The sequence below is a fragment of the Alteromonas confluentis genome (assembly GCF_001757105.1).
In the GTDB taxonomy this organism is placed as follows: domain Bacteria; phylum Pseudomonadota; class Gammaproteobacteria; order Enterobacterales; family Alteromonadaceae; genus Alteromonas; species Alteromonas confluentis.
In genome coordinates this window covers 25,303-45,464 of record NZ_MDHN01000040.1, presented here as the reverse complement: position 1 = coordinate 45,464, position 20,162 = coordinate 25,303, and the positions used below count along the sequence as shown (strand labels likewise).

Annotated in this window: 20 protein-coding genes and 1 pseudogene; 9 read left to right on the top strand and 12 right to left on the bottom strand. The window is 49.4% G+C overall.

Annotation, left to right across the window (positions count from 1 at the left end; genetic code table 11):
• Window positions 1-191: 191 nt before the first annotated feature.
• The 10 genes from BFC18_RS17090 to BFC18_RS17045 form a co-directional block, all read right to left on the bottom strand.
• The gene (locus tag BFC18_RS17090) at window positions 192-1,517 is read right to left on the bottom strand and encodes an ATP-binding protein (RefSeq protein ID WP_070126773.1); all 1,326 of its coding nucleotides are present in this window, start codon (window positions 1,515-1,517) and stop codon (window positions 192-194) included.
• The gene (locus BFC18_RS17085; protein ID WP_070126772.1) at window positions 1,514-2,188 is read right to left on the bottom strand and encodes a response regulator transcription factor; all 675 of its coding nucleotides are present in this window, start codon (window positions 2,186-2,188) and stop codon (window positions 1,514-1,516) included. The genes BFC18_RS17090 and BFC18_RS17085 overlap by 4 nt, the downstream gene beginning before the upstream one ends.
• A gap of 8 nt (window positions 2,189-2,196) precedes the next feature.
• The gene (locus BFC18_RS17080; protein ID WP_070126771.1) at window positions 2,197-2,472 is read right to left on the bottom strand and encodes a PepSY domain-containing protein; all 276 of its coding nucleotides are present in this window, start codon (window positions 2,470-2,472) and stop codon (window positions 2,197-2,199) included.
• 176 nt (window positions 2,473-2,648) lie between these two features.
• Window positions 2,649-2,948, bottom strand: a complete 300-nt coding sequence (locus BFC18_RS17075) for a YciI family protein (protein WP_070126770.1) — start codon at window positions 2,946-2,948, stop codon at window positions 2,649-2,651.
• Between the two features lie 25 nt (window positions 2,949-2,973).
• On the bottom strand, window positions 2,974-3,780 hold the full coding sequence (gene trpA / locus BFC18_RS17070; protein WP_070126769.1) for a tryptophan synthase subunit alpha: 807 nt from the start codon (window positions 3,778-3,780) through the stop codon (window positions 2,974-2,976).
• Window positions 3,767-4,960 (bottom strand): tryptophan synthase subunit beta, encoded by a 1,194-nt coding sequence (gene trpB, locus BFC18_RS17065; protein ID WP_070126768.1) that lies wholly within the window; start codon window positions 4,958-4,960, stop codon window positions 3,767-3,769. Before trpB ends, trpA begins: the two co-directional genes overlap by 14 nt.
• 23 nt (window positions 4,961-4,983) lie before the next feature.
• Window positions 4,984-6,384, bottom strand: coding sequence for a bifunctional indole-3-glycerol-phosphate synthase TrpC/phosphoribosylanthranilate isomerase TrpF (gene trpCF / locus BFC18_RS17060; protein WP_070126767.1), 1,401 nt, complete (start codon window positions 6,382-6,384; stop codon window positions 4,984-4,986).
• A complete protein-coding gene (trpD, locus tag BFC18_RS17055; protein ID WP_070126766.1) occupies window positions 6,377-7,411 on the bottom strand; it encodes an anthranilate phosphoribosyltransferase in 1,035 nt (344 codons plus the stop codon). Before trpD ends, trpCF begins: the two co-directional genes overlap by 8 nt.
• Window positions 7,404-8,018, bottom strand: a complete 615-nt coding sequence (locus BFC18_RS17050; protein ID WP_070126765.1) for an aminodeoxychorismate/anthranilate synthase component II — start codon at window positions 8,016-8,018, stop codon at window positions 7,404-7,406. Before BFC18_RS17050 ends, trpD begins: the two co-directional genes overlap by 8 nt.
• Complete coding sequence (locus BFC18_RS17045; RefSeq protein WP_070126921.1) at window positions 8,018-9,610, bottom strand: anthranilate synthase component 1; 1,593 nt, start codon at window positions 9,608-9,610, stop codon at window positions 8,018-8,020. Before BFC18_RS17045 ends, BFC18_RS17050 begins: the two co-directional genes overlap by 1 nt.
• 267 nt (window positions 9,611-9,877) lie before the next feature.
• Here BFC18_RS17045 and BFC18_RS17040 point away from each other — a divergent pair, with 267 nt between their 5' ends.
• The 5 genes from BFC18_RS17040 to rluB are packed head-to-tail and all read left to right on the top strand — an operon-like array spanning window position 9,878 to window position 13,728.
• Window positions 9,878-10,723 carry a PHP domain-containing protein gene (locus BFC18_RS17040; protein ID WP_070126764.1) on the top strand — a complete coding sequence of 282 codons (846 nt, stop codon included), beginning with the start codon at window positions 9,878-9,880 and terminating at the stop codon, window positions 10,721-10,723.
• Window positions 10,724-10,735: 12 nt separating this feature from the next.
• Window positions 10,736-11,356: an L-threonylcarbamoyladenylate synthase gene (locus BFC18_RS17035; RefSeq protein ID WP_070126763.1), complete on the top strand. Its 621-nt coding sequence runs from the start codon at window positions 10,736-10,738 to the stop codon at window positions 11,354-11,356.
• A gap of 42 nt (window positions 11,357-11,398) precedes the next feature.
• The gene (locus BFC18_RS17030) at window positions 11,399-12,232 is read left to right on the top strand and encodes a segregation and condensation protein A (RefSeq protein ID WP_070126762.1); all 834 of its coding nucleotides are present in this window, start codon (window positions 11,399-11,401) and stop codon (window positions 12,230-12,232) included.
• Window positions 12,219-12,854: an SMC-Scp complex subunit ScpB gene (gene scpB / locus BFC18_RS17025; protein WP_070126761.1), complete on the top strand. Its 636-nt coding sequence runs from the start codon at window positions 12,219-12,221 to the stop codon at window positions 12,852-12,854. Before BFC18_RS17030 ends, scpB begins: the two co-directional genes overlap by 14 nt.
• Entirely contained in the window at window positions 12,847-13,728 is an 882-nt protein-coding gene (gene rluB / locus BFC18_RS17020; RefSeq protein ID WP_070126760.1) for a 23S rRNA pseudouridine(2605) synthase RluB, read from the top strand. The genes scpB and rluB overlap by 8 nt, the downstream gene beginning before the upstream one ends.
• Here the strand turns inward: rluB and BFC18_RS17015 are convergent.
• Window positions 13,707-14,495: a type 2 periplasmic-binding domain-containing protein gene (locus BFC18_RS17015; RefSeq protein WP_070126759.1), complete on the bottom strand. Its 789-nt coding sequence runs from the start codon at window positions 14,493-14,495 to the stop codon at window positions 13,707-13,709. The genes rluB and BFC18_RS17015 overlap by 22 nt on opposite strands.
• Before the next feature lie 205 nt (window positions 14,496-14,700).
• Between BFC18_RS17015 and dkgB the strand changes: the two genes are divergently transcribed.
• From dkgB to BFC18_RS21950, 4 genes and pseudogenes are all read left to right on the top strand, one after another.
• On the top strand, window positions 14,701-15,504 hold the full coding sequence (dkgB, locus tag BFC18_RS17010) for a 2,5-didehydrogluconate reductase DkgB (protein ID WP_070126758.1): 804 nt from the start codon (window positions 14,701-14,703) through the stop codon (window positions 15,502-15,504).
• Window positions 15,505-15,683: 179 nt separating this feature from the next.
• The gene (locus tag BFC18_RS17005; RefSeq protein WP_245680422.1) at window positions 15,684-16,979 is read left to right on the top strand and encodes a DUF445 domain-containing protein; all 1,296 of its coding nucleotides are present in this window, start codon (window positions 15,684-15,686) and stop codon (window positions 16,977-16,979) included.
• An 84-nt stretch (window positions 16,980-17,063) separates the two neighbouring features.
• Window positions 17,064-18,116 (top strand): annotated as a pseudogene (locus BFC18_RS21955) (P1 family peptidase); the annotation flags it as partial.
• Between the two features lie 12 nt (window positions 18,117-18,128).
• Window positions 18,129-19,319, top strand: coding sequence for an endonuclease/exonuclease/phosphatase family protein (locus BFC18_RS21950; RefSeq protein ID WP_070126920.1), 1,191 nt, complete (start codon window positions 18,129-18,131; stop codon window positions 19,317-19,319).
• Here the strand turns inward: BFC18_RS21950 and BFC18_RS16995 are convergent.
• Window positions 19,316-19,987, bottom strand: coding sequence for a DUF4097 family beta strand repeat-containing protein (locus BFC18_RS16995; RefSeq protein ID WP_070126756.1), 672 nt, complete (start codon window positions 19,985-19,987; stop codon window positions 19,316-19,318). The two genes, BFC18_RS21950 and BFC18_RS16995, sit on opposite strands and share 4 nt — an antisense overlap.
• Window positions 19,988-20,162: the final 175 nt, after the last annotated feature.

Sequence of the window (20,162 nt, the reverse complement as noted above, 5' to 3'; positions counted from 1 at the left end):
AATTAATTTCAATGGCTTGCATATATCGCAAAATCCAGTCGAATAAGAATTGAGCAGATTGGTTTTACCTTTAAAGATAAATTATAGTGTTGTATTTATGGTAAGCATTCATAGTGGTTATGGTTATACCAGTATGAATTCTCAACATTTAAGGCTATTTTTCACATCTTTATAACGGAAACGGCAGGTTGCTATACCGGAAAAGACAGTGTGATTGCTGCACCGCCGAGATGGCTGTCTGCAATATCTAATCGTCCTTCGTATATGGCAACAAGATCTGCAACAACAGCCAAACCAATACCTTGGCCTTCGGTATAGGTATCGAGACGTTCGCCCCGTTCCAGCAAAGCGTCTTTCTGATCGTCTGGTATGCCGGGCCCATCATCTTCAATGGTGATATGACTCCAACCTTGCTGACGCGATAATGAAACTAATACCCGACTGCTGGCGGCTTTACAGGCGTTATCAACAACATTTCCGAGCATTTCCATTAAATCAGTACCGTCGCCTTCGAACTGGCAACTGGCGTCGCCTTCCCGGGTCAGTGTGAGTTCAGCATCGCGATGCACTTTCAGCATAGCACTAAATAGTTTATCTACCACTGGCGCGACATCGACGCTGGCTTGCCAGCCAGACTTTGCGGCTGCCGCACGTTTTAACTGACGTTGGATGATGTGATCAATCTGTACCAAAGATTCATAAGCGTCATCAGGTAGGGCAGGCGTGCCCATTGCTGCTGCTAGCGGGGTTTTAAGACTATGGGCAAGGTCGCCAAGACTATTTTTATACCGGCTGCGCTGTTGGGCTTCGGCCTCCAACAAGCGATTTATGCTGTTTTTAAGCGGGGTGAACTCAACCGGGTAAGTGTTATCCAGGGCCGGTTGATGACCGCTTGCTGTTAAGCGTATTTCTCGAATAAGGCCGCGAACCGGGGCCAATACCACATTAATACCCACAATCAATAAGATCAGAAGCCCTGCGCTTAGCAATAACAGCCATTGCCAGAGGGTATCCAGGTACGCATCCCGCTCAATATTAAACTCTGCACGATTATTTAGAATATAGAAATGGACGGCTTCAAAACCTGAATCAGAGGCAAATTCGGCGGTAAAGGCGTAAGAGAAATAACTGTCGATATTGGACAGTGCGCCGCTGTCTTCAGTGACGAACCGTTCATCGCCCACATCAGGGGACAGTGGTTGCGCAATCACCGCATTGTTCAATGCCGATGCAGACTTCCAAACCACTTTGTTGCGAAAAATGATAAGTCCGATGTAGCCTGAATCGGGCAAATTTAGCTGCTCTTCGTACAGCACTTCTGGCATGTACGGAGTGTCGCCATCTAATTCGAAGGCAGAAACCAGCGCCAGATTCATCAGTTTCAGTTCATTATGTTTGGCCTGGGTCAGGCTTTCCGTATAAGCCTTGTCGAGGGTAATTACTGTAACAGGGATGAACACAATCAGCGCCACTAAGGCCAATAAAATGCTACGTAACCGCAAAGAAAGGTTGGTCATAGATCCCGATTCAAACGGTAACCGCGACCACGCAGGGTTTCGATGGGTTTGAGTGAACCATCGGGGTCGAGTTTTTTACGCAGACGGCCAACAAACACTTCAATAACATTACTGTCGAGGTCGAAATCCTGGTCGTAAATGTGTTCGGTAAGTTCGGTTTTTGACACAATTTTCTGCGGGTTCAGCATCAGGTATTCCATCACCTTGTATTCGTACGCAGTTAATTCTAAGCGTTCTTCGTGCAAGGTGATTTCTTCGGCAACCGTATCTAACGAAACCGGACCAAACTGAATAGTTGGGTTCGCCTGACCAGATGATCGTCGGATAAGTGCTTTCACCCGGGCCAGAAGTTCTTCGTTGTGAAAAGGTTTCGTAAGGTAATCATCGGCCCCGGCGTCCAGGCCTTCTACTTTCTCTTGCCAACGATCACGGGCTGTGAGAATGAGGATAGGGGTCTTAATATCTTTTTGACGGGCGGTTCGAATAACGTCAAAACCATCAATGCCGGGCAAGCCAATATCGACAATTGCGGCATCGTAACTGACTTCTACGAGTTGATATAAAGCATTATTGCCGTTATCGGCTAAATCTACACTGTAACCATGTTGTTGCAGCAGACTATCGAGTTGGGTTAGCAGGCGACTGTCATCTTCGGCAATTAAAACACGCATGGTTGGCGTTAGTCCTTTTCTTTTACCGGCTGAACCCGTCCTGTGTTCTTATCCACGTCAACGGAGATCACCCGGCCATTTTTCTTTAACATTTTAACCCGGTATGCAAAGCGGGTCTGATCCACGCGGAGTACACGTCCTTTTACCTGTTGCTGTGCTTTGGCAGCAGCCTGACTGCGGTCTATCTGCTGGGTTGCCTGTTTATCCTGACGCGCGTGTGCTTGCTGCGACAATGGCATTGCCAACAGAAAAACCGCAACGGTCATGATTTTTAAAATATTCATACAGCCTCAACAGGTGAACCAGCACAGGTAAACAATGTTCCTCATGTTGGTATCCTAGCATAACCACGTTAAATGAACATTGCCTGAATCATCCCTGAAGGCAGCTAAACCACGAACATTCATACTGTTAAAAAAAACGGGAGCCATTTGGCTCCCGTTGTTAAAGGCTGTTGTACTTATGGAAGTACTTTCTTGTAAGGTTTAACCACCACATCGGCATAAACCCCAGCTGCTACGTAAGGATCGGCCTCTGCCCACGCTTTTGCCGTTTCCAGCGAGTCGAACTCAGCAACAACCAAAGAACCGGTAAAACCCGCAGGGCCCGGGTCGTCGCTGTCGATGGCCGGGAAGGGCCCTGCGATTAATAAGCGACCTTCATCTTTCAGTGCATTCAAACGCGAAAGGTGATCAGGGCGTGCTGCGAGACGTTTTTCCAGGCTGTTTTCCACATCAGTGGCACAAATCATATAAAACATGAATGATTCCTTTATCTGTTTTCCGTTACTTTGCGGTGGCTGATTTCATATCGCTGACAAAACTATTCAACGCTTCCAGCATGGCGGGCAAGTCGTCGAGGTGTTTAGCAATAATATTCACCGTGGCTGAGCCACTAATAGCCCCTGCAGCACCTGCTTGAATGGCGGTAGTCACCTGGGCTGGGGTTGAAATACCAAAACCAAGAATAGGTGGTGCACATTGGTAGTCAGACAACTTGCTGATCAGCGCTTCTGCAGGCACGTCAGCAGCCGTTTCGACACCGGTTACACCCGCGCGACCGAGCAGGTAAGTATAACCGCGAGAGTGTTCACCAATTTGTTGTAACGTTTCTTCAGTGGCATTGGGGGGCGCAATCAAAATTTGCGCTACACCCGTTTGGTTTGCCACATCCAGGAAAGGTTTCGCTTCGCGTAGCGGTACATCTGCAACCAGAATAGAATCTACCCCCGCGTCTTTTGCCAGTCCGTAGAAATGGTCGATGCCGTGCACTACCACCAGGTTACTGTACAGCAGTAAACCAATTGGCGTGTCAGGATATTTCGCGCGTACGCGAGCCAACATTTCAAAGCACTTTCCTGGGGTTACGCCGTTTTCCAGCGCACGAATGGCAGCAGCCTGGATCGTCGGACCATCGGCAATAGGATCGGAATAGGGAATACCCAATTCCAATGCGTCGGCACCGCTTTCGATTAACTGACAAATGATTTTTTCCGACGTCTCGATATCCGGGTCGCCCACCATCACGAATGGAACAAATGCGCCTTCATTTTTGTCGTTCAGGCGCGCGAACATTGCTTCATAGCGATCCATTGAAATCTTCTCCCAGAATCTTAATCACGTGACCTAAATCTTTGTCACCACGGCCAGAAAGGTTCACCACAATCACGGTTTCCTCGTCTGCTTCATCTGCCATATTCAGCGCGTGAGCCAGTGCATGCGAAGACTCAAGCGCAGGAATGATACCTTCTTTGCGCGCCAGCAACTGGAACGCGTTCAGCGCCTCTTCGTCAGTGACCGACACGTACTCAGCACGGCCGGTTGCCGCCAAATGGGCATGCTGCGGGCCAACGGCTGGATAATCCAGACCGGCAGAAACTGAATAGCTTTCCTCAATCTGGCCTTCTTTATCTTGCATGATATAGGTGTATGCACCGTGCAGAATACCTTTCGAACCTGTACAGATGGTGGCACCGTGTTCGCCGGTGTGCAGGCCTTTACCACCTGGCTCGACACCAATCAAACGCACTGACGGTTCGTCGATGAAGTCAGCAAACATACCAATAGCGTTCGAACCACCACCAACACAGGCAACGACCGCGTCAGGCAAGCGGCCTTCTTTTTCCAGAATTTGTGCGCGGGTTTCTTCACCGATCATGAGGTGGAATTCACGTACAATGTGTGGGAACGGATGAGGACCCGCCGCTGTACCCAGCAGGTAATGCGCTTTGTCGTAATTGGCAGACCAGTCGCGCAGGGCTTCGTTAACTGCATCTTTTAAGGTGCCAGAACCCGCATTAACCGGAATCACTTCCGCACCCATTAAGCGCATACGAAACACGTTAGGCGCCTGACGCTCAACGTCTTTTGCACCCATATAAATGCGGCATTTCAGGCCCAACAGGGCACAAGCGAGGGCTGTGGCTGTACCGTGCTGACCGGCGCCGGTTTCGGCGATAACTTCGGTTTTGCCCATGCGCTTGGTGAGCAGAGCCTGACCCAACACCTGATTGGTCTTGTGGGCACCGCCGTGAAGCAAGTCTTCACGCTTCAGGTAGAGTTTTACTTTCGGGTTACTAACCAGATTACGGGTTAGCGTCATGGCCGTAGGGCGACCTGCGTAGTCTTTCAGCAAAGAGGTGAATTCTTGCTGAAAAGCCGGATCGTCTTTTGCGTCCAGAAAGGCTTTTTCAAGCTGGTCAAGCGCAGGGATCAGCAGTTCAGGCACATACATGCCGCCGAATTCCCCGAATTTTGAATCAAGTTGGTTCATGAATAATCCTGTAGCACTTTCAATTAGTAGCGGCGGGCTGTGGCAAACAACGCCGCCAGCTTTTCTGCAGATTTTTCGCCCGGAGCGTCTTCCACGCCCGAGTTCACATCAACGGTGGTCGCGCCAGTTTGCAGGGCGGCCACCAGGTTGTCGGCGTTAATACCACCGGCAACGATTAATTTTGTTTTATCGTTAATGTTGTTCAACAGATCCCAGTCGAAGGTTTTACCGGTACCGCCTTTTTCATTGCCAATTTGGCAATCCAGCAACACGCGGTCTGCGGTAATATCGTCGTTCAGTAATTCAACCACATTGTCAGGCAATGAATCGGTTACACCCGCAGCCTGCCAAATTTGACAGTAGGCCGGTAACTGGGCGCGCAGGGCCAGGCGATAGGCACGGTCTTCGTTACCATGCAGTTGCACCGCATGGAGATGCATGCTGGTGGCGGTTTCGACGATGTCAGCGATGGGCTGATCGACAAACACACCCACATAACGGCCCGGTGCAGAGTTTACGATAGTTTTCGCCTGTTGCACCGTTACACATCGTTTAGATTTCGGCGCAAAAATTAAACCACCGTAGTTAGCCCCCAGGCTGAAGACTGTTTTGGCATCTTCAACTTTCGTCAGACCACATACTTTAATGTCGCCGTAAATCAGACCGCGCACCGCGGCAGGCAGGTTCTTCTGCGCCATTAATGCGCTACCGACCAAGAAGCCCTGACAAAGCGGTGAAAGGCGGCGAACATCTGCGTGGGTATAAATACCGGATTCTGAAATGACCACGAAATCGTGGGTGGCTTTTTCGAGCATGGGTACGAGCTTTTCAGTGGTCGCCAAGTCCGTAGACAGGTCTCGGAGATCACGGTTGTTGATACCGATGATTTTGGCTTGTAGCGCAATGGCGCGAACCATTTCTTCCTCGTTACTGACTTCGGTAAGAATATCCAGCGACAGGGAGTCGGCCAGGGTTGCCAGCTCGCGGTATTCGTCATCGCTTAACACACTCAGCATCAGTAGAATAGCATCGGCATTGTAATGACGGGCCAAATAAACCTGATATGCCTCGACAAAGAAATCTTTGTTCAGTACAGGTTGTTCAACGCGCTCGGTAACGTAGGCAAGATATTCGAAACTACCCTGGAAATACTTTTCGTCAGTGAGCACCGATATGCCCGCCGCATGGGGTTTATAGGCCGCGAGAATTTCGTCCAGATCGAATACCGGGCGGATGAGGCCTTTTGAAGGGGACGCTTTTTTGCACTCAAGAATAAAACCGGCATTAGGCTGGTTCAGGGCGTCGAATAAACTTTTCTTCGACGGAGTCAGTGAATCCTTAAACGATTCCAGTGGTTTTGTCGCCTTAAGGGCATCAATTTCTACGCGCTTATCGGCAACAATGCGTTCTAACACATTACTCATCGGTACTACTCTCCTGATGACTGATTTCAGCTACTGCATTTAATGTGGTTAAGGGCTTACCCTGGCTCATCGCGTCCATGGCCATTTCCGCGCCTTCTTTAAAACTGGCAACGGTGTCGGTTAATTTCAACAAGGCACCACAGTTCATCGCGATAGCGGCGCGGTGGGCTTCTTCGCCTTCACCGGCCAGAGCGGCTTCCACCATCTTGCGGTTATCTTCTGGTTCACCGCCTGCAATGGCTTCAAGGGGATAGGTCGGCAAACCGAAGTCTGCTGGGGTAACGGTGAGCGAGCGTAAGTCGCCGTGCTCAAGGTCAATAATTTGCGATTCACCATGCAAAGCCAGTTCATCTAAACCGGCGCCGTGTACGATCATGGCGCGATGCTGACCTAACAACATTAATGTACGGGCATAAGGTTCCAGCAAATCCGGCGAATACACACCAAACAAGCCATGGCTCGGCCCGGCAGGGTTGGCCAGTGGGCCAAGAATATTAAAAATAGTGCGGGTTTTCAGCGCGGCGCGGACGGGCGCAGCATGTCGCATACCGGAATGATAAACCGGTGCGAACAGAAAGCAGAAGTTGGCATCATCCAGGCACTTTCGCGCAGTTTCCGGACTAATTTCTAAATTAATACCGAACTGGCGGAAAATATCCGCCGAGCCGGATTTACTCGACACACTGCGATTACCGTGCTTTGCGACTTTCACACCGCAACTGGCGGCAACCACGCCAGCGGCACTGGAAATATTAATGGTGTGATGGCCATCACCACCGGTGCCTACGATATCAGCGAAGGCATAATCCGGCGTTGGAAACGGCAGAGCGTTGGACACCATGGCACTTGCGGCACCCGCGATTTCGTTCGGTGACTCACCGTTTAGTTTCAGTGCAGTGAGGACAGTAGCCAGAATCGTTTCAGGTTGCTCACCATGCATAATGCTGTTGAACAAAGAAAACGATTGAGCCTGACTCAGGTGCTCTTTGGCAAACAGAGCTTCAAGTGCAACTGACGCATCATACATGTTCGATTTCCTTGTCGGTTAAATAGTGGATACTTTGCAACAAAAGCTTACTGCCGTCGGCTGTGAGTATGGACTCAGGATGGAACTGGAATCCCAGCATTTTATCTTCTGGGTGATACACCGCCATGGTGTTATCGCCGAAGCTAGCAATGGTTTCAAGGCCATCTGGCAGTGACGTGGCAACCAGTGAGTGATAGCGCGCTACGTGCAGCGGTTGCGCTAATCCTGCAAACATGGCCTCACCGCTATGGGTAATGGGCGATGATTTACCATGCATCACTTCACGGGCACGGTCTACCACGCCGCCGTAGTGATTCACAATGGCCTGATGCCCCAGACAAATACCTAGAACCGGGAATACGCCCTGTACCTTTTTCAGCAAAGCAGGCATACAACCCGCTTCATGGGGCGCACCGGGTCCGGGTGATAATAATAACAGTACCGGCGACTGTTCGGCTTCCTTTTGCATGCGCTGGAATAGCATGTCTGCATCGACGGTGTTGCGATACACAATAATGTGTAAGTCCAGCGCCCGCAATTCATCTACCAGGTTATAAGTAAAAGAGTCTATGTTATCGAGAAGAAAAACAGTGATTTTGTTGCTCATTATTTCTCTCCTGTGTTGAGTGCGCGGCGAACGGCATTTATCACCGCCTGCGCTTTCGTTCGGGTTTCATCGGCTTCAGACTGCGGATCGGAGTCATAAACGACGCCAGCACCAGCTTGAATATAGGCGCGGTCGTTTTTTACGAAGGCGGAGCGTATCACAATACAGGTGTCCATATCGCCGTTTCCGTTCAGATAGCCCACGGCACCGCCGTAACTGCCGCGACGTTTTTTCTCTACGCCACGAATAAGCGATGCCGCACTGACTTTTGGTGCGCCTACCAGTGTGCCCATGTTCATACAGGCTTGATAAGCATGTAGCGCATCAAGGTCGTCGCGAAGTTGGCCAACCACGCGGGATACCAAATGCATCACGTGTGAATAGCGATCGACTTTTAGTAAGTCTTTGACATAGCGAGTGCCAGGACGGCTTACCTTGGCCACGTCGTTACGGGCCAGGTCGACCAGCATGATGTGTTCCGCTTTTTCTTTGTCGTCTTCACGAAGATTTAATTCAATGCGGCTATCCAGATCCGGATCGATTTCGCCATTCGGACGTTTGCCGCGAGGGCGGGTGCCCGCGATAGGGTAAATTTCTACCTGGTTTGTTTGCGTTTCATATTTAATGGCTGACTCGGGCGATGCACCAAAAATCGTGAAGTTTTCGTCTTTCATGTAGAACATGTAAGGACTAGGGTTACTGATTTTCAGTTGGGCGTAAGCAGCAATGGGGTCGGGGCAGGGAAGCGAAAACGTACGGGAAGGAACCACCTGGAATATGTCGCCGGAAAGGATGTGTTGTTTGAGGTTAACCACATCTTTTGCGTAGGCCGCATCGTCCTTGTCGACATCAACATCCGTGGTATCAGGCTGAGCGTGGATGTCGGCCTCTGGTGCTGCCGGAATGTCTTGTAATCGAGCCTGCAATTTTTCTAATCGCTGAGCAATGTCGAAATAGCTTTGCGCCACATTGGGGCCACTGAATACACTGCCGACGAGGTGAGTTTCTTTTGTCTGATGATCTACAGTGAGTAAAGTTTCTGCCAGATAAAATACATAGTCAGGGCAATCATTCTCGCCGTCTGGCACGTCGGGTAGTTGCTCGAAGGTTGCCAGCAGATCGTAAGCAAATACCCCGCCTAAGAAAACCGCATGGGGATGCTGGCGAAGTGGAGTAATCTGTTTTACCAGCATTCGCAGGCCATCAAACACGCTGGCGGCTTTCAATCGCGAGTCTTCATCCAGCGACGGATCTGCAGCATGGCAGGTAAGGGTAACAGTAACGCCGTCTCGTACTACATCCATGCCCTCTGGTCGCTGCGCTTCAATCAGTGGCAGTACCGATTCACCGTTTGGGGTGAGGGCGGTGCAAATAACCTGATTACCACGACACACCAGCCGCATGGCGGCGTCTACCATTAACAGACTCTGCAGGTCGTCTTTGCTTTCAATTTCTGCTGATTCCAACAGCAGTGCGTTCGATTTGTCGGCGCACAGGAAAGTGAAGGCGGCCAGCGGGTCGTTTAGATATTGCCCTGACTGCTCGATGGTTTCCACTTTGCCTGGTTGTGTGCCCAGTTCCGCTAAACTCATTGTCGCAAATTCTCCAACTGCGATTAAAAAAAAAGGCCCGTAAAACGGGCCTTTATTGTGTTCTTTCACGCACTCACGCGTACACCGCCCGTTAATTCAGGGAGTGCCACCACCAAACTGCATTGATTTTTTTGCTGATTGATAATTGATTACGCATGATATCTCTGTTTGAAACTTCGATAGGCATCGAAGTCGTTAGTACGTATAATATGCCCTATAGAAGAAAACAAAATTGAAGTTGTGTCAACCGGAAATTTGCATAAGACATTGAAAATCGATCTACATAGTCACACCAAACATTCAGACGGTCACCTCACTCCCGAGGAATTGATTCTGCGCGCGCACAACATGCAAGTGGATGTGTTGGCCATCACTGACCACGATACACTGGCTGGATTACCTGAAGCGCACGCGGCACAAGCAAAACAAAAACGGGCCTTGACCATCATCAATGGTGTTGAAATTTCCACCGCCTGGCACGGGTTTGATATCCATGTGGTGGGGCTAAACGTTGATGTAGATGATGAGGCGCTGAAAGCCTTTCTGCAGAATCAGGCGGATATTCGTCGTGAACGGGCGCTTAAAATTGGTGAAAAACTGCAAAAATGTGGTTTTGATGGCGTAACTGAAAAAGCCTTTGCCATGGCAGGTGTTGGGCAGGTGACCCGTGCACACTTCGCCCGCGTATTAGTGAATGAATACGGTGTGGCAACCATGGACGCCGCATTTAAGAAGTATCTCGGAAAAGGAAAACGCGCGGCAATCAAAGCTGTCTGGCCTGAGATCAAACAGGCCGTAACACACATTCGCGCTGCTGGCGGGCAGGCTGTGCTTGCTCACCCGGCACACTACGACATTACAGCAAAATGGCTACGCCGACTCGTTGCTGAGTTTGCCAGTTATGGTGGCGACGCCATCGAAACCGCCTTCCCGGGCATCAATCCTGACAAGCAAAAACTCATCAACGAGCTGGCCAGCGAGCATAATTTGCTGGCGTCAGCGGGCTCCGATTTCCACTTTCCATCACGGTGGACAGAACTAGGAAGGAATCTGGGCATTTCATCCAGCCTTACGCCTGTGTGGCACGACTGGTCCTTTGCCGCCCACCCCTAACAGGACATTATCATGAGTCAGTTTTTTTATATTCATCCTGAAAATCCGCAGCAACGTCTGCTAAATCAGGCGGTAGATATCATTCACCAGGGCGAAGTCATTGTTTATCCCACCGATTCCGGTTACGCCATTGGCTGTCAGATGGACGATAAAAAGGCGTTGGAGCGTCTGTGTCAAATTCGTCAGATAAAAAATGAACACCAGTTTACCCTGATGTGCCGGGATATGTCGGAACTGTCTAACTACGCTAAAGTAGACAACCTGGCGTTCCGTCAAATCAAAAACAATACACCGGGGCCCTACACGTTTGTGTTCAAGGCGACCAGTGAAGTGCCAAAGCGTTTGCAAAATCCGAAACGTAAAACCATTGGTATTCGAGTGCCTGATAACATTATTGCGCTTAAACTGCTGGAAACACTGGGTGAACCGCTGATGTCTACGTCGCTGATCCTGCCCGGCAATACCATGGCGGAATCCGACCCGGACGAAATTCGCGACAAACTGGAAAAGCAGGTGGGCTTAATTATCCACGGTGGTTATCTGGGCGAGCAGCCTACGACAGTGGTTGATTTTTCTGACGGTGAAGCGCAGATCATTCGTGAAGGCAGCGGTGATACCTCGCCATTTTTATAAGCCTGACCACGGACAAATAAAGGACTATTTACGGTAGTACTCATGGCAGAAGAGCAGCAGGAACCAGTGGTTTCCACGCCTATACAGCAGCCGTTACCGCTGGCGTTTATTAACGGCGAAGCGGTAATTGAAAAGCCGGAGGATTTGTACATTCCGCCGGACGCGCTGGAAGTTATCCTGGAAACCTTTGAGGGGCCGCTGGACTTACTCCTGTACCTTATTCGTAAGCAGAAATTCGATATTGTCACATTGCCCGTGGCTGCTATTACTGTGCAGTACATGGAATACGTTGAGGTGATGAAAACCCTCAAGCTGGAACTGGCGGCGGAATATCTGCTAATGGCGGCGATTCTGGCGGAAATTAAATCCCGTTTACTATTACCTCGTCGAAGTGACGAAGAGGATGATGAGGAAGATCCCCGGGCCGAACTCATACGCCGTTTGAAAGAATATGAAGCGGTAAAAGAGGCGGCGCAAACACTGGATGAGCAGCCACGCATGGAGCGAGACATATTCGCCGTTAAAGCCGATGTGGCTGAGAGTGTGCAGCCGTTGCGTATCGAACCGGATGTGTCGTTGCAGGAAATTGTGCTGGCGTTTAGTCATGCCATGAAACGGGCGGCGGCTTTTGAGCATCACACCATTGAGCGTGAAGCTTTAAGCACCCGGGAGAGGATGAGTCAGATCCTGGCGCAGGTAAATGGTGAAACTTACACGCCTCTGGATGCCTTGTTTACCTTGGAAGAAGGCCGTGCCGGTGTGGTGGTTTCGTTCCTGGCCATTCTTGAATTAGTTAAAGAACAGCTTTTAATGTGTGTTCAGACAGGACCGTTTGCCAGAATTCATGTAAAATTAGGCCGTCATGAAGAAGATTAATAAAAACCAGCTTAAACAGCTGGTGGAAGCGGCCTTATTTGTCGCCGACAGCCCAATGACGAAGCTGGCATTGCGGGATACCATATTGGCGGAATTTACCGTGAGCGAGCGGGCCCTAAACGAAGTGCTGAAAGAGCTGGTGCTGGATTATCAGCCCCGGGGCATTCAACTGGTAGAAGTGGCCAGTGGTTACCGCTTTCAGTCATTGGATAGTTTAAGCCCTTGGCTTAGCCGGATGTGGCAGGAATCAGCCCCGCGTTATTCCCGGGCCATGCTGGAAACACTCGCTTTGATTGCATATCGACAGCCAATCACCCGGGGGGAAATTGAAGCCGTTCGGGGTGTGGCTGTCAGTAGTAATATCATCCGCACGCTTACTGAGCGTGAATGGATAAAAGTGGTGGGGCATAAAGAGGTCCCTGGCAGACCGTCGCTGTATGCCACTACCCGACAGTTTTTAGATTATTTTTCGTTAAAATCGTTGGCCGACTTACCCAGCTCTGAAGTTTTTGAAGCGCTGGACGACAACGAGCCGTCACCGTCGACGGCAACACTGGAGGCACCGTCTGAATCAGACCGTGCGATTGAAACCGCTAACATAAAGCGAGAAGAAAATGAGTGAAAAGTTGCAAAAAGTATTGGCTAATCAGGGCCTGGGTTCACGTCGGGAAATGGAGCGCTGGATAGACGCCGGTCGCGTTTCCGTAGACGGTAAAGTGGCTACCTTAGGTGACCGCGTTGAACCTACCCAGCAAATCCGTGTGGATGGACATCTGTTATCTCGCCAAACGGAAAAGCCAGTATGCCGTGTACTCATGTATAACAAGCCTGAGGGCGAATTGTGTAGTCGTCACGATCCAGAAGGCCGTGCAACAGTCTTTGAACGTCTCCCGGCTATTCGCGTGGGCCGCTGGATTGCCGTGGGCCGACTCGATATCAACACCAGCGGTCTTTTACTGTTCACCAACGACGGTGAATTGGCAAACCGTTTGATGCACCCGAAATGTGAAGTTGAACGTGAATACGCTGTACGTGTTTTTGGTGAAGTATCCGGTAAAACGCTGAAAACGCTCACTGACGGTGTTGAACTGGAAGATGGTAAAGCCAAGTTCACCACCATCGTGCCCCGTTCTAACTCAGTGAACGACGAAGACAGCATGAACAAGTGGTACAACGTGACCTTGTCAGAAGGGAAGAATCGTGAAGTGCGTCGACTTTGGGAATCACAGGATGTGCAGGTAAGTCGCCTGATGCGTGTGCGTTACGGGCCGGTTGAACTGCAGAAGCGATTGCCCCAGGGCGCCTGGGTAGAGTTACCGTTAGCTGAACTCAATTCACTGCGTAAATTGGTGCAACTCGACGAAGAAACCCAGACTATGGTGGACGTTCGCCAGGGTAAACTGGATCATGCCCGTCTTACCCGTATGCGTCGCTCGGTGAAAAAACACCGTGCACGTCAGTCGCATCAACGCAATCAGTCAGCTAATTCCGACTGATGCTTTGCGGCGGGCCTGATCACACAGGCCCGTCCGTTATCTAAACCATGGCGGCGAGCAATTTGCGCAATCATGCCGCGATGTGTCTTAAGAAATTCGTCCAATTTCTCCAACATAGCAGGATACTGCTCGCTGGAAATCCGTAGACTACTCTTCTTGTCTGGAATATGCGCAGACGAAACCAATTGATTTTGCGCCACATTAAGTTGTTTTGTGGCTTCGCTGAGTGCTTCAGTATCGGTCAATATGCCATCGACGTGATGTGATAAAAGCGCCTCGATCATACTTGCGGTGTCGTCGAATCGAATAATTTTGGTGTAACCTTTTATCTCTTGCTCTGACCACTCCCGGGACACAGGTAAATCTTTAATCACACCTAACCGGGTAACGTCTTCAACTCGCATCCATTGATTCTGCGGTAAAAACCGTGTGGTCTCACACACACCTACCACCGGCTGGCTGTAAAATAGCGGGCTCTTCGCTGCTGTCCAGCGAGGATGGTCAGGAAACCTAAAATCGATGGTGCTATCGTTAAACCAACGATCATAATCAACGCTATTTAACGAAACATATTCAACTTCAATTCCTTCTTCCAAAGAAAAAGCCGAGAGCACTGCATCAAGCAATGGCTGATATTTACTGCCATTTACGGGATAGGTTTGACCGCTGCTGGCATCACCAATACCAACAAAAAATGTGTCTTTGTTGGCGGCCTGTAAGGGCTGGCAGAGAAACGCCAGACAAATCAGAGAGAAGGCGCGACGCATCAGAAAACTCCGTTGGTATTCAACTTTAGTCGTAATGAAAGTCTAGCAATCGGCTATTTTATTTTCGATTACAAGGTTGACTGCAACGTATGAGTAAAAATACCTAATGCAACGGTGTTGTAATCCGGAACGCATTTCATCCCGTAACCATCCCCGAAACAAGCCGTTTCCATGTTGATAAATTTAAACGAAACAGGAGAATGTTATGCAATCGATGCCGCAATTAGGCGTTGGCACGTTTCGTCTGGAAGACGATGTAGCAAGAAAAACGGTCACGGATGCACTTTCTATCGGTTTCTGCCATATCGATACAGCGCAATTTTATGGCAACGAAGAGGCCATTGGCGATGCTATTCAAACTGCGGGTATAAACCGCGAAGAGCTGTTTGTGACCACAAAAGTATGGCACGACCATCTCGATCAAGGTTCGTTTATCCCCTCCGTGCATGAGAGCCTGAACAAACTGAAAATGGCGTATGTTGATCTGTTGCTTATTCACTGGCCTTCACCTAACGATCACATCCCCATGGAGAATTATCTGGCTTCGCTGAAGCAAGCTAAGGAAGAGGGACTGACACGACACATTGGTGTGTCTAACTTCACCATGGCACAAATTGATAAAGCCGTTGAGATCCTGGGTGAGGGGGAAATCCTGACAAACCAGATTGAGCTGCATCCGTTTATGCAAAACCGCCAGGTGGTTGAGCATTGTAAAGAGAAGGGCATCAGCGTAACCGCGTACATGCCGTTTGCTGTTGGCAAGGTCATGAAAAATGACGAACTACTCAATATTGCCGCAGCACATGGTGCCAATCCTGCGCAGGTAGTGCTGGCATGGATGGATGCCAAAGGTATTCATGCGATTCCGTCTTCTACTAACAAGGACCATTTGCAGGCTAATTTCGATTATACCCAGGTTCGCTTATCTGATGAGGATATTCAGCGTATTGACGATTTAGACAATGGTGAACGTATAGTTAGCCCAGACTTTGGGCCAAAGTGGGATTGATAACGACATCGTTCTTAAGATGAGTGTGAGGCCATGGGGCCTCACTTTTCTTTAGCTTTTTAATTGGCGTCGGTCACTCAACTACGATGTCGAATCCTAGTCTAGTCTATTGATTGTTTGGACTTAGTCGCTATATAGAAATGAAGCGTATTGAGATAGCTAATCCTTCCGGAATGATTGTGCCAATAGACAGTAAATTTCATCAACTTAAGCGAGCAAAAAAAATTGCGCTGCTCTGGCTTATTGGTGCTGCCTGCATTTTTCTACTTGCCACCATCGCAGAGTATCGCCAATGGCTGACACCCTGGCCAGCCTGGGCAGCACTTATCAAGATGGCAGCCGAGGCCGCGCTGGTAGGTGGCCTGGCCGACTGGTTTGCGGTGTCGGCGCTGTTCCGGCCAATTCCTGCGCGTTTTCCTATTCCTCATACCAACATTGTTGCAAACAACAAATCTGCAGTGGCGAACAATCTGTCGCATTTCGTTAAGGATAAGTTTTTCAACGAAGAAGCCATTACCCGGCTGGTAAACGATGCGAAACCCGCTCAGGGCATGGCACGCTGGCTCCGGCAGCCTGACAATGCTGACAGGCTAAGTCGCTTCTTCAGCCGCAGTCTCGCTGGTGTGGTGAACACACTGGACGATAAGCCGATTCAGGACATGCTAATAAAAGGTGTAAAGCGAGCCGTTGGCAAAATTGATTTTACGCCTATGGCGGCTGGTACGTTGCGTGTGCTCACAAAAGAACAGCGTCATCAGGAGGTGCTTGATCAACTGCTGGTGAAAATCGCTGATATTGCCCAGCGGGAAGAAAGCCAGGCGTTTATTGCCGACAAACTTTATAGTTGGCTAAAGCTGGAGTATCGCCGGCTTGAAAAAATACTGCCCACTACCTGGCTGAGTGAACAGGGGGCTGACATCGCATCAAAAGCACTGATTAGCATTCTGGCTGATATAGCTGAAGATCGGGAACATCCGGTGCGGTTAAGCTTCGATCGTCAGCTTAATGAATTTGCACAGCGGATGGAATCTGACCCAGCCATGGCAGAAAAGATGGCGAGTATCAAAGCTAGGCTGTTAGAAAACGATGCCCTGCAAGATTATCTGATTCAAGTGTGGGGGGATGTCAAAGTCTGGTTGATTAAAGACGTTGCTAAGCCAGAAGGCAAATTCGCAAAGCGGGTTTCTCATGCGTTGCAGGAGGTGGGGCGCTCTATTGAAAATGACAGCAAACTGGCTGACGCCGTCAATGTACATATTTCTGAAGCCGGCCGTGCCATGGCACCGGAATTGGCAGACTTTCTTACTGAACATATCCGCAAAACGATTCTGGCCTGGGACGACAAGCAAATGGCTGAACAGATCGAGCTGAATATTGGTAAGGATCTGCAGAAAGTGCGTATAAACGGTACACTGGTTGGCGGTTTAATTGGTGCCTGCCTGTTTCTCATTGAGCGGGCTATCAGTCTGTTCTGACACTACTTTCACCGCGTTTTTTTGTTTTTTGCCTGCAGCCATGTGACACTCATTTTCAGCTCAAATCAAATTAATAAAAACGGCATGAAACTCTTATCTTCCCTGGTCATCTTAACCAGCCTTTTTGTAACTTCCGCCTCGGCCGAACAGGTACGGGCTCGAGATATTGGCCTGAATCCCGGTGTGCTCAATCCTGGCAAATTGAACAGTATCACAGACGTAACTGGCGTGCGTGTCGGGCAGGTTACCTTGCATGACGGCAAGGATATTCACACTGGCATTACGGCAATTATTCCGGCTGAGGGGAATCTTCGGCAAAACAAGGTGCCTGCTGCTGTTCACGTTGGCAACGGTTACGGAAAAATGGCCGGTATTAGCCAGATCAGTGAGTTGGGTGAAATTGAGACGCCTATCGTACTTACCAACACCTTAAGCGTGGCTGAAGGTATCGCGGGAGTAGTGGAATGGACGCTAGCTCAGGCCGGCAATGAAAACGTGGGCTCTGTAAATGCGGTTGTTGGCGAGACCAACGACGGCTATTTAAATGACATTAGGCGCAGGGTAGTAACAGCCGCGCAGGTTAAACAAGCCATTGAGTCAGCATCTGCAGGTAAGGTTGCAGAGGGTAATGTGGGCGCTGGCAGCGGAACACGTACTTTTGGTTGGAAGGGCGGAATTGGTACAAGTAGTCGTATATTGCCTAAGTCTTTGGGCGGTTACACGGTAGGTGTGTTAGTGCAAAGTAACTTTGGCGGCATTTTGCAGGTGCAAGGCGTAGAAGTGGGCCAGGCACTGAATCAATTTTATTTACAGGATAAACTGGACAACGACACTGCGGCCGATGGGTCTATTATGATTGTGGTTGCCACCGATGCGCCACTTGACGACAGAAACCTTAAGCGCTTGGCCAAGCGAGCCATGGCAGGTGTCGCACGTACAGGAGCAAGTCTAACTAACGGTTCAGGTGACTACGTTATTGCATTTTCTACCGCGAAGGAAAATCGTCGCAGTGAAACCGCCTCTTTTCACACCAACAAGGTGTTAGCAAACAATGCGGTTTCCCCCATATTTGAAGCGGTCATTGAATCGACAGAAGAGGCCATTTACAACAGTTTATTGATGGCGGAAGATGTTGATGGCTACTATGGTATGGCTAAAGCATTGCCCGTTGATGAAGTGAGAAGTTTATTGAATAGCACCAAAAAATCTGCTGCTGAACCTCGTGATCACACGCTAAGGGTTGCCACGTTTAATGTAAGCATGGAGTCGACGAACTATCCTAACCTGGGCATGGAGCCGGGTCTTAATGTACTGAAGACAGTACTGGCTAATGGCGACAATCAGCAAGTAAAAAACATTGCTGAAATCATACAGCGAACTGCGCCAGATATTCTGCTTTTAAATGAGTTTGATTACATTGCCGACAAACAGGCTGGCGTTAATGCGTTCATTACGCATTATCTGAACGTGAGTCAGCATGGGCAAGCTGCTATCGATTATCCCTATGTGTATCTCGCACCGGTCAATACGGGCGAACCGTCACCCTTTGATCTCGATCGTGATGGTCACGCCAGTGGTAAAGGGGGAGATGCCTGGGGATTTGGATTATATCCTGGTCAATACGGCATGGTCGTTTTGTCGAAATACCCCATCCTGGATAATCAGGTGCGCAGTCTGCAATTGTTTAAATGGAAAGACATGCCTGGTGCGCAACAGCCTGTAATTCCCGAGACCGGTGAAACCTGGTATAGCGCTGAAGCCTGGGCCGAGCTGCGCTTGAGTTCAAAGTCGCATTGGGATGTGCCGGTAAACGTAGATGGCAAAATAGTGCACGTTTTGGCGATGCATCCCACACCGCCAACTTTTGATGGCCCAGAGGATCGCAACGGCAAGCGTAATCATGATGAAATTCGGTTGATGGCGGATTACCTCACACCAGACGGCGGCGAATATATTTATGATGATAATGGCCATGCTGTATCGTTGGCTGGCAACAGCCGCTTTGTGCTGGTGGGCGACTTTAACGCGGCTGACAAAGGTGAGAAGTGGCGGCCTGGTGTGATAGAACAACTAACAGAACACCCTCTGATCAATAACGATTTAATCCCGCTGAGTCAGGGTGGTGATGAAAGCAGCCCAGAGGCATTCAGTAATCGTTTTACCGCTTATTGGGGAGCCAGAGCAGACTATGTGTTACCGTCGCGTTTCGGCTTTTCAGTGCAAGGCAATGGCGTTTTCTGGCCATCAAAAGAAAGCCCGCTATTCCGTCTGGTTAAAGACAGAGAAGCGAGCTCCGATCATCGTTTGGTGTGGCTTGATGTTACACTTAATGGTGATTAAGAACGATTGCGGCGGATAACTTTACTTTCCAGAGACTTATCCGCCAATTCGAGCTTCACCGCGCGTTCAAGAATAATATTGCCATCTACCGTGGCGTTTTCTTCAATTATCAGTACTGGCCAGTTGCGTTCTGACGTGCTCCAACCGTCTTCCGATTCCTCAAACACAATATCACCGTAAACGCGGGTGGAGCCAGTAAGCTTAATGGTGCCGTTGAGCGAGGTTAAATCACCTTTCACTTCTGTATCAGGCAGTGAAATATCGCCATTAACGGTTTCAATATCGCCTTCAACCATGCTACCCGACGACAAAGTGATTGTGCCATTCACTGTTTCCAGTGAGCCGAATGCATTCAAATTTTCTCCAGCTGTAATATCGCCATTTACTGTTGTTGCGCTGTTAACGGCAACGTTGTTATCGAGTATTACCGAGCCATTCACCGTACTCACATCGTCAGCAACGGCAAATTCTTTTAGCCGTACATCGCCGTTTACCGAGGAAACATCACCCGCGTGACGGCCGGGATCGATAGTGACAGAGCCCATTATGCTGCTAACGTCTCCACCATCGTGGTAATCGCCGTTGCCGCCGACATTAATAACACAACCTGACAGGGCTAATGCGCCAACAAGAGAAACAGCAAGTAAAGAGGATTTCCGGTTTAACATTCTATTCTTCCATTTTCGAGTTATACACCGTGGCAACCTATTTTAAGGCAACGGTAAAATTATCTTAACGTACAGAATAATAAGAGCAATTACGGGGCCAACTAAAAAAAGACCATGTAATCAATTGGTTGGGAATGTTTGTGAAAGTAAAGGGAAGAGGGAGTTAGTCCGAAAT

What these genes read in the sequence shown, in the direction of transcription:
- BFC18_RS17050 (WP_070126765.1), bottom strand. Translation starts at nt 8,018, where the DNA reads ATGAGCAACAAAATCACTGTTTTTCTTCTCGATAACATAGACTCTTTT.
- BFC18_RS17030 (WP_070126762.1), top strand. Translation starts at nt 11,399, where the DNA reads ATGGCAGAAGAGCAGCAGGAACCAGTGGTTTCCACGCCTATACAGCAG.
- rluB (WP_070126760.1), top strand. Translation starts at nt 12,847, where the DNA reads ATGAGTGAAAAGTTGCAAAAAGTATTGGCTAATCAGGGCCTGGGTTCA.
- trpB (WP_070126768.1), bottom strand. Translation starts at nt 4,960, where the DNA reads ATGAACCAACTTGATTCAAAATTCGGGGAATTCGGCGGCATGTATGTG.
- trpA (WP_070126769.1), bottom strand. Translation starts at nt 3,780, where the DNA reads ATGGATCGCTATGAAGCAATGTTCGCGCGCCTGAACGACAAAAATGAA.
- BFC18_RS17080 (WP_070126771.1), bottom strand. Translation starts at nt 2,472, where the DNA reads ATGAATATTTTAAAAATCATGACCGTTGCGGTTTTTCTGTTGGCAATG.
- BFC18_RS17015 (WP_070126759.1), bottom strand. Translation starts at nt 14,495, where the DNA reads ATGCGTCGCGCCTTCTCTCTGATTTGTCTGGCGTTTCTCTGCCAGCCC.
- BFC18_RS17035 (WP_070126763.1), top strand. Translation starts at nt 10,736, where the DNA reads ATGAGTCAGTTTTTTTATATTCATCCTGAAAATCCGCAGCAACGTCTG.
- BFC18_RS17085 (WP_070126772.1), bottom strand. Translation starts at nt 2,188, where the DNA reads ATGCGTGTTTTAATTGCCGAAGATGACAGTCGCCTGCTAACCCAACTC.
- BFC18_RS17090 (WP_070126773.1), bottom strand. Translation starts at nt 1,517, where the DNA reads ATGACCAACCTTTCTTTGCGGTTACGTAGCATTTTATTGGCCTTAGTG.
- BFC18_RS17045 (WP_070126921.1), bottom strand. Translation starts at nt 9,610, where the DNA reads ATGAGTTTAGCGGAACTGGGCACACAACCAGGCAAAGTGGAAACCATC.
- BFC18_RS21950 (WP_070126920.1), top strand. Translation starts at nt 18,129, where the DNA reads ATGGCTAAAGCATTGCCCGTTGATGAAGTGAGAAGTTTATTGAATAGC.
- trpD (WP_070126766.1), bottom strand. Translation starts at nt 7,411, where the DNA reads ATGTATGATGCGTCAGTTGCACTTGAAGCTCTGTTTGCCAAAGAGCAC.
- BFC18_RS17075 (WP_070126770.1), bottom strand. Translation starts at nt 2,948, where the DNA reads ATGTTTTATATGATTTGTGCCACTGATGTGGAAAACAGCCTGGAAAAA.
- trpCF (WP_070126767.1), bottom strand. Translation starts at nt 6,384, where the DNA reads ATGAGTAATGTGTTAGAACGCATTGTTGCCGATAAGCGCGTAGAAATT.
- dkgB (WP_070126758.1), top strand. Translation starts at nt 14,701, where the DNA reads ATGCAATCGATGCCGCAATTAGGCGTTGGCACGTTTCGTCTGGAAGAC.
- BFC18_RS16995 (WP_070126756.1), bottom strand. Translation starts at nt 19,987, where the DNA reads ATGTTAAACCGGAAATCCTCTTTACTTGCTGTTTCTCTTGTTGGCGCA.
- scpB (WP_070126761.1), top strand. Translation starts at nt 12,219, where the DNA reads ATGAAGAAGATTAATAAAAACCAGCTTAAACAGCTGGTGGAAGCGGCC.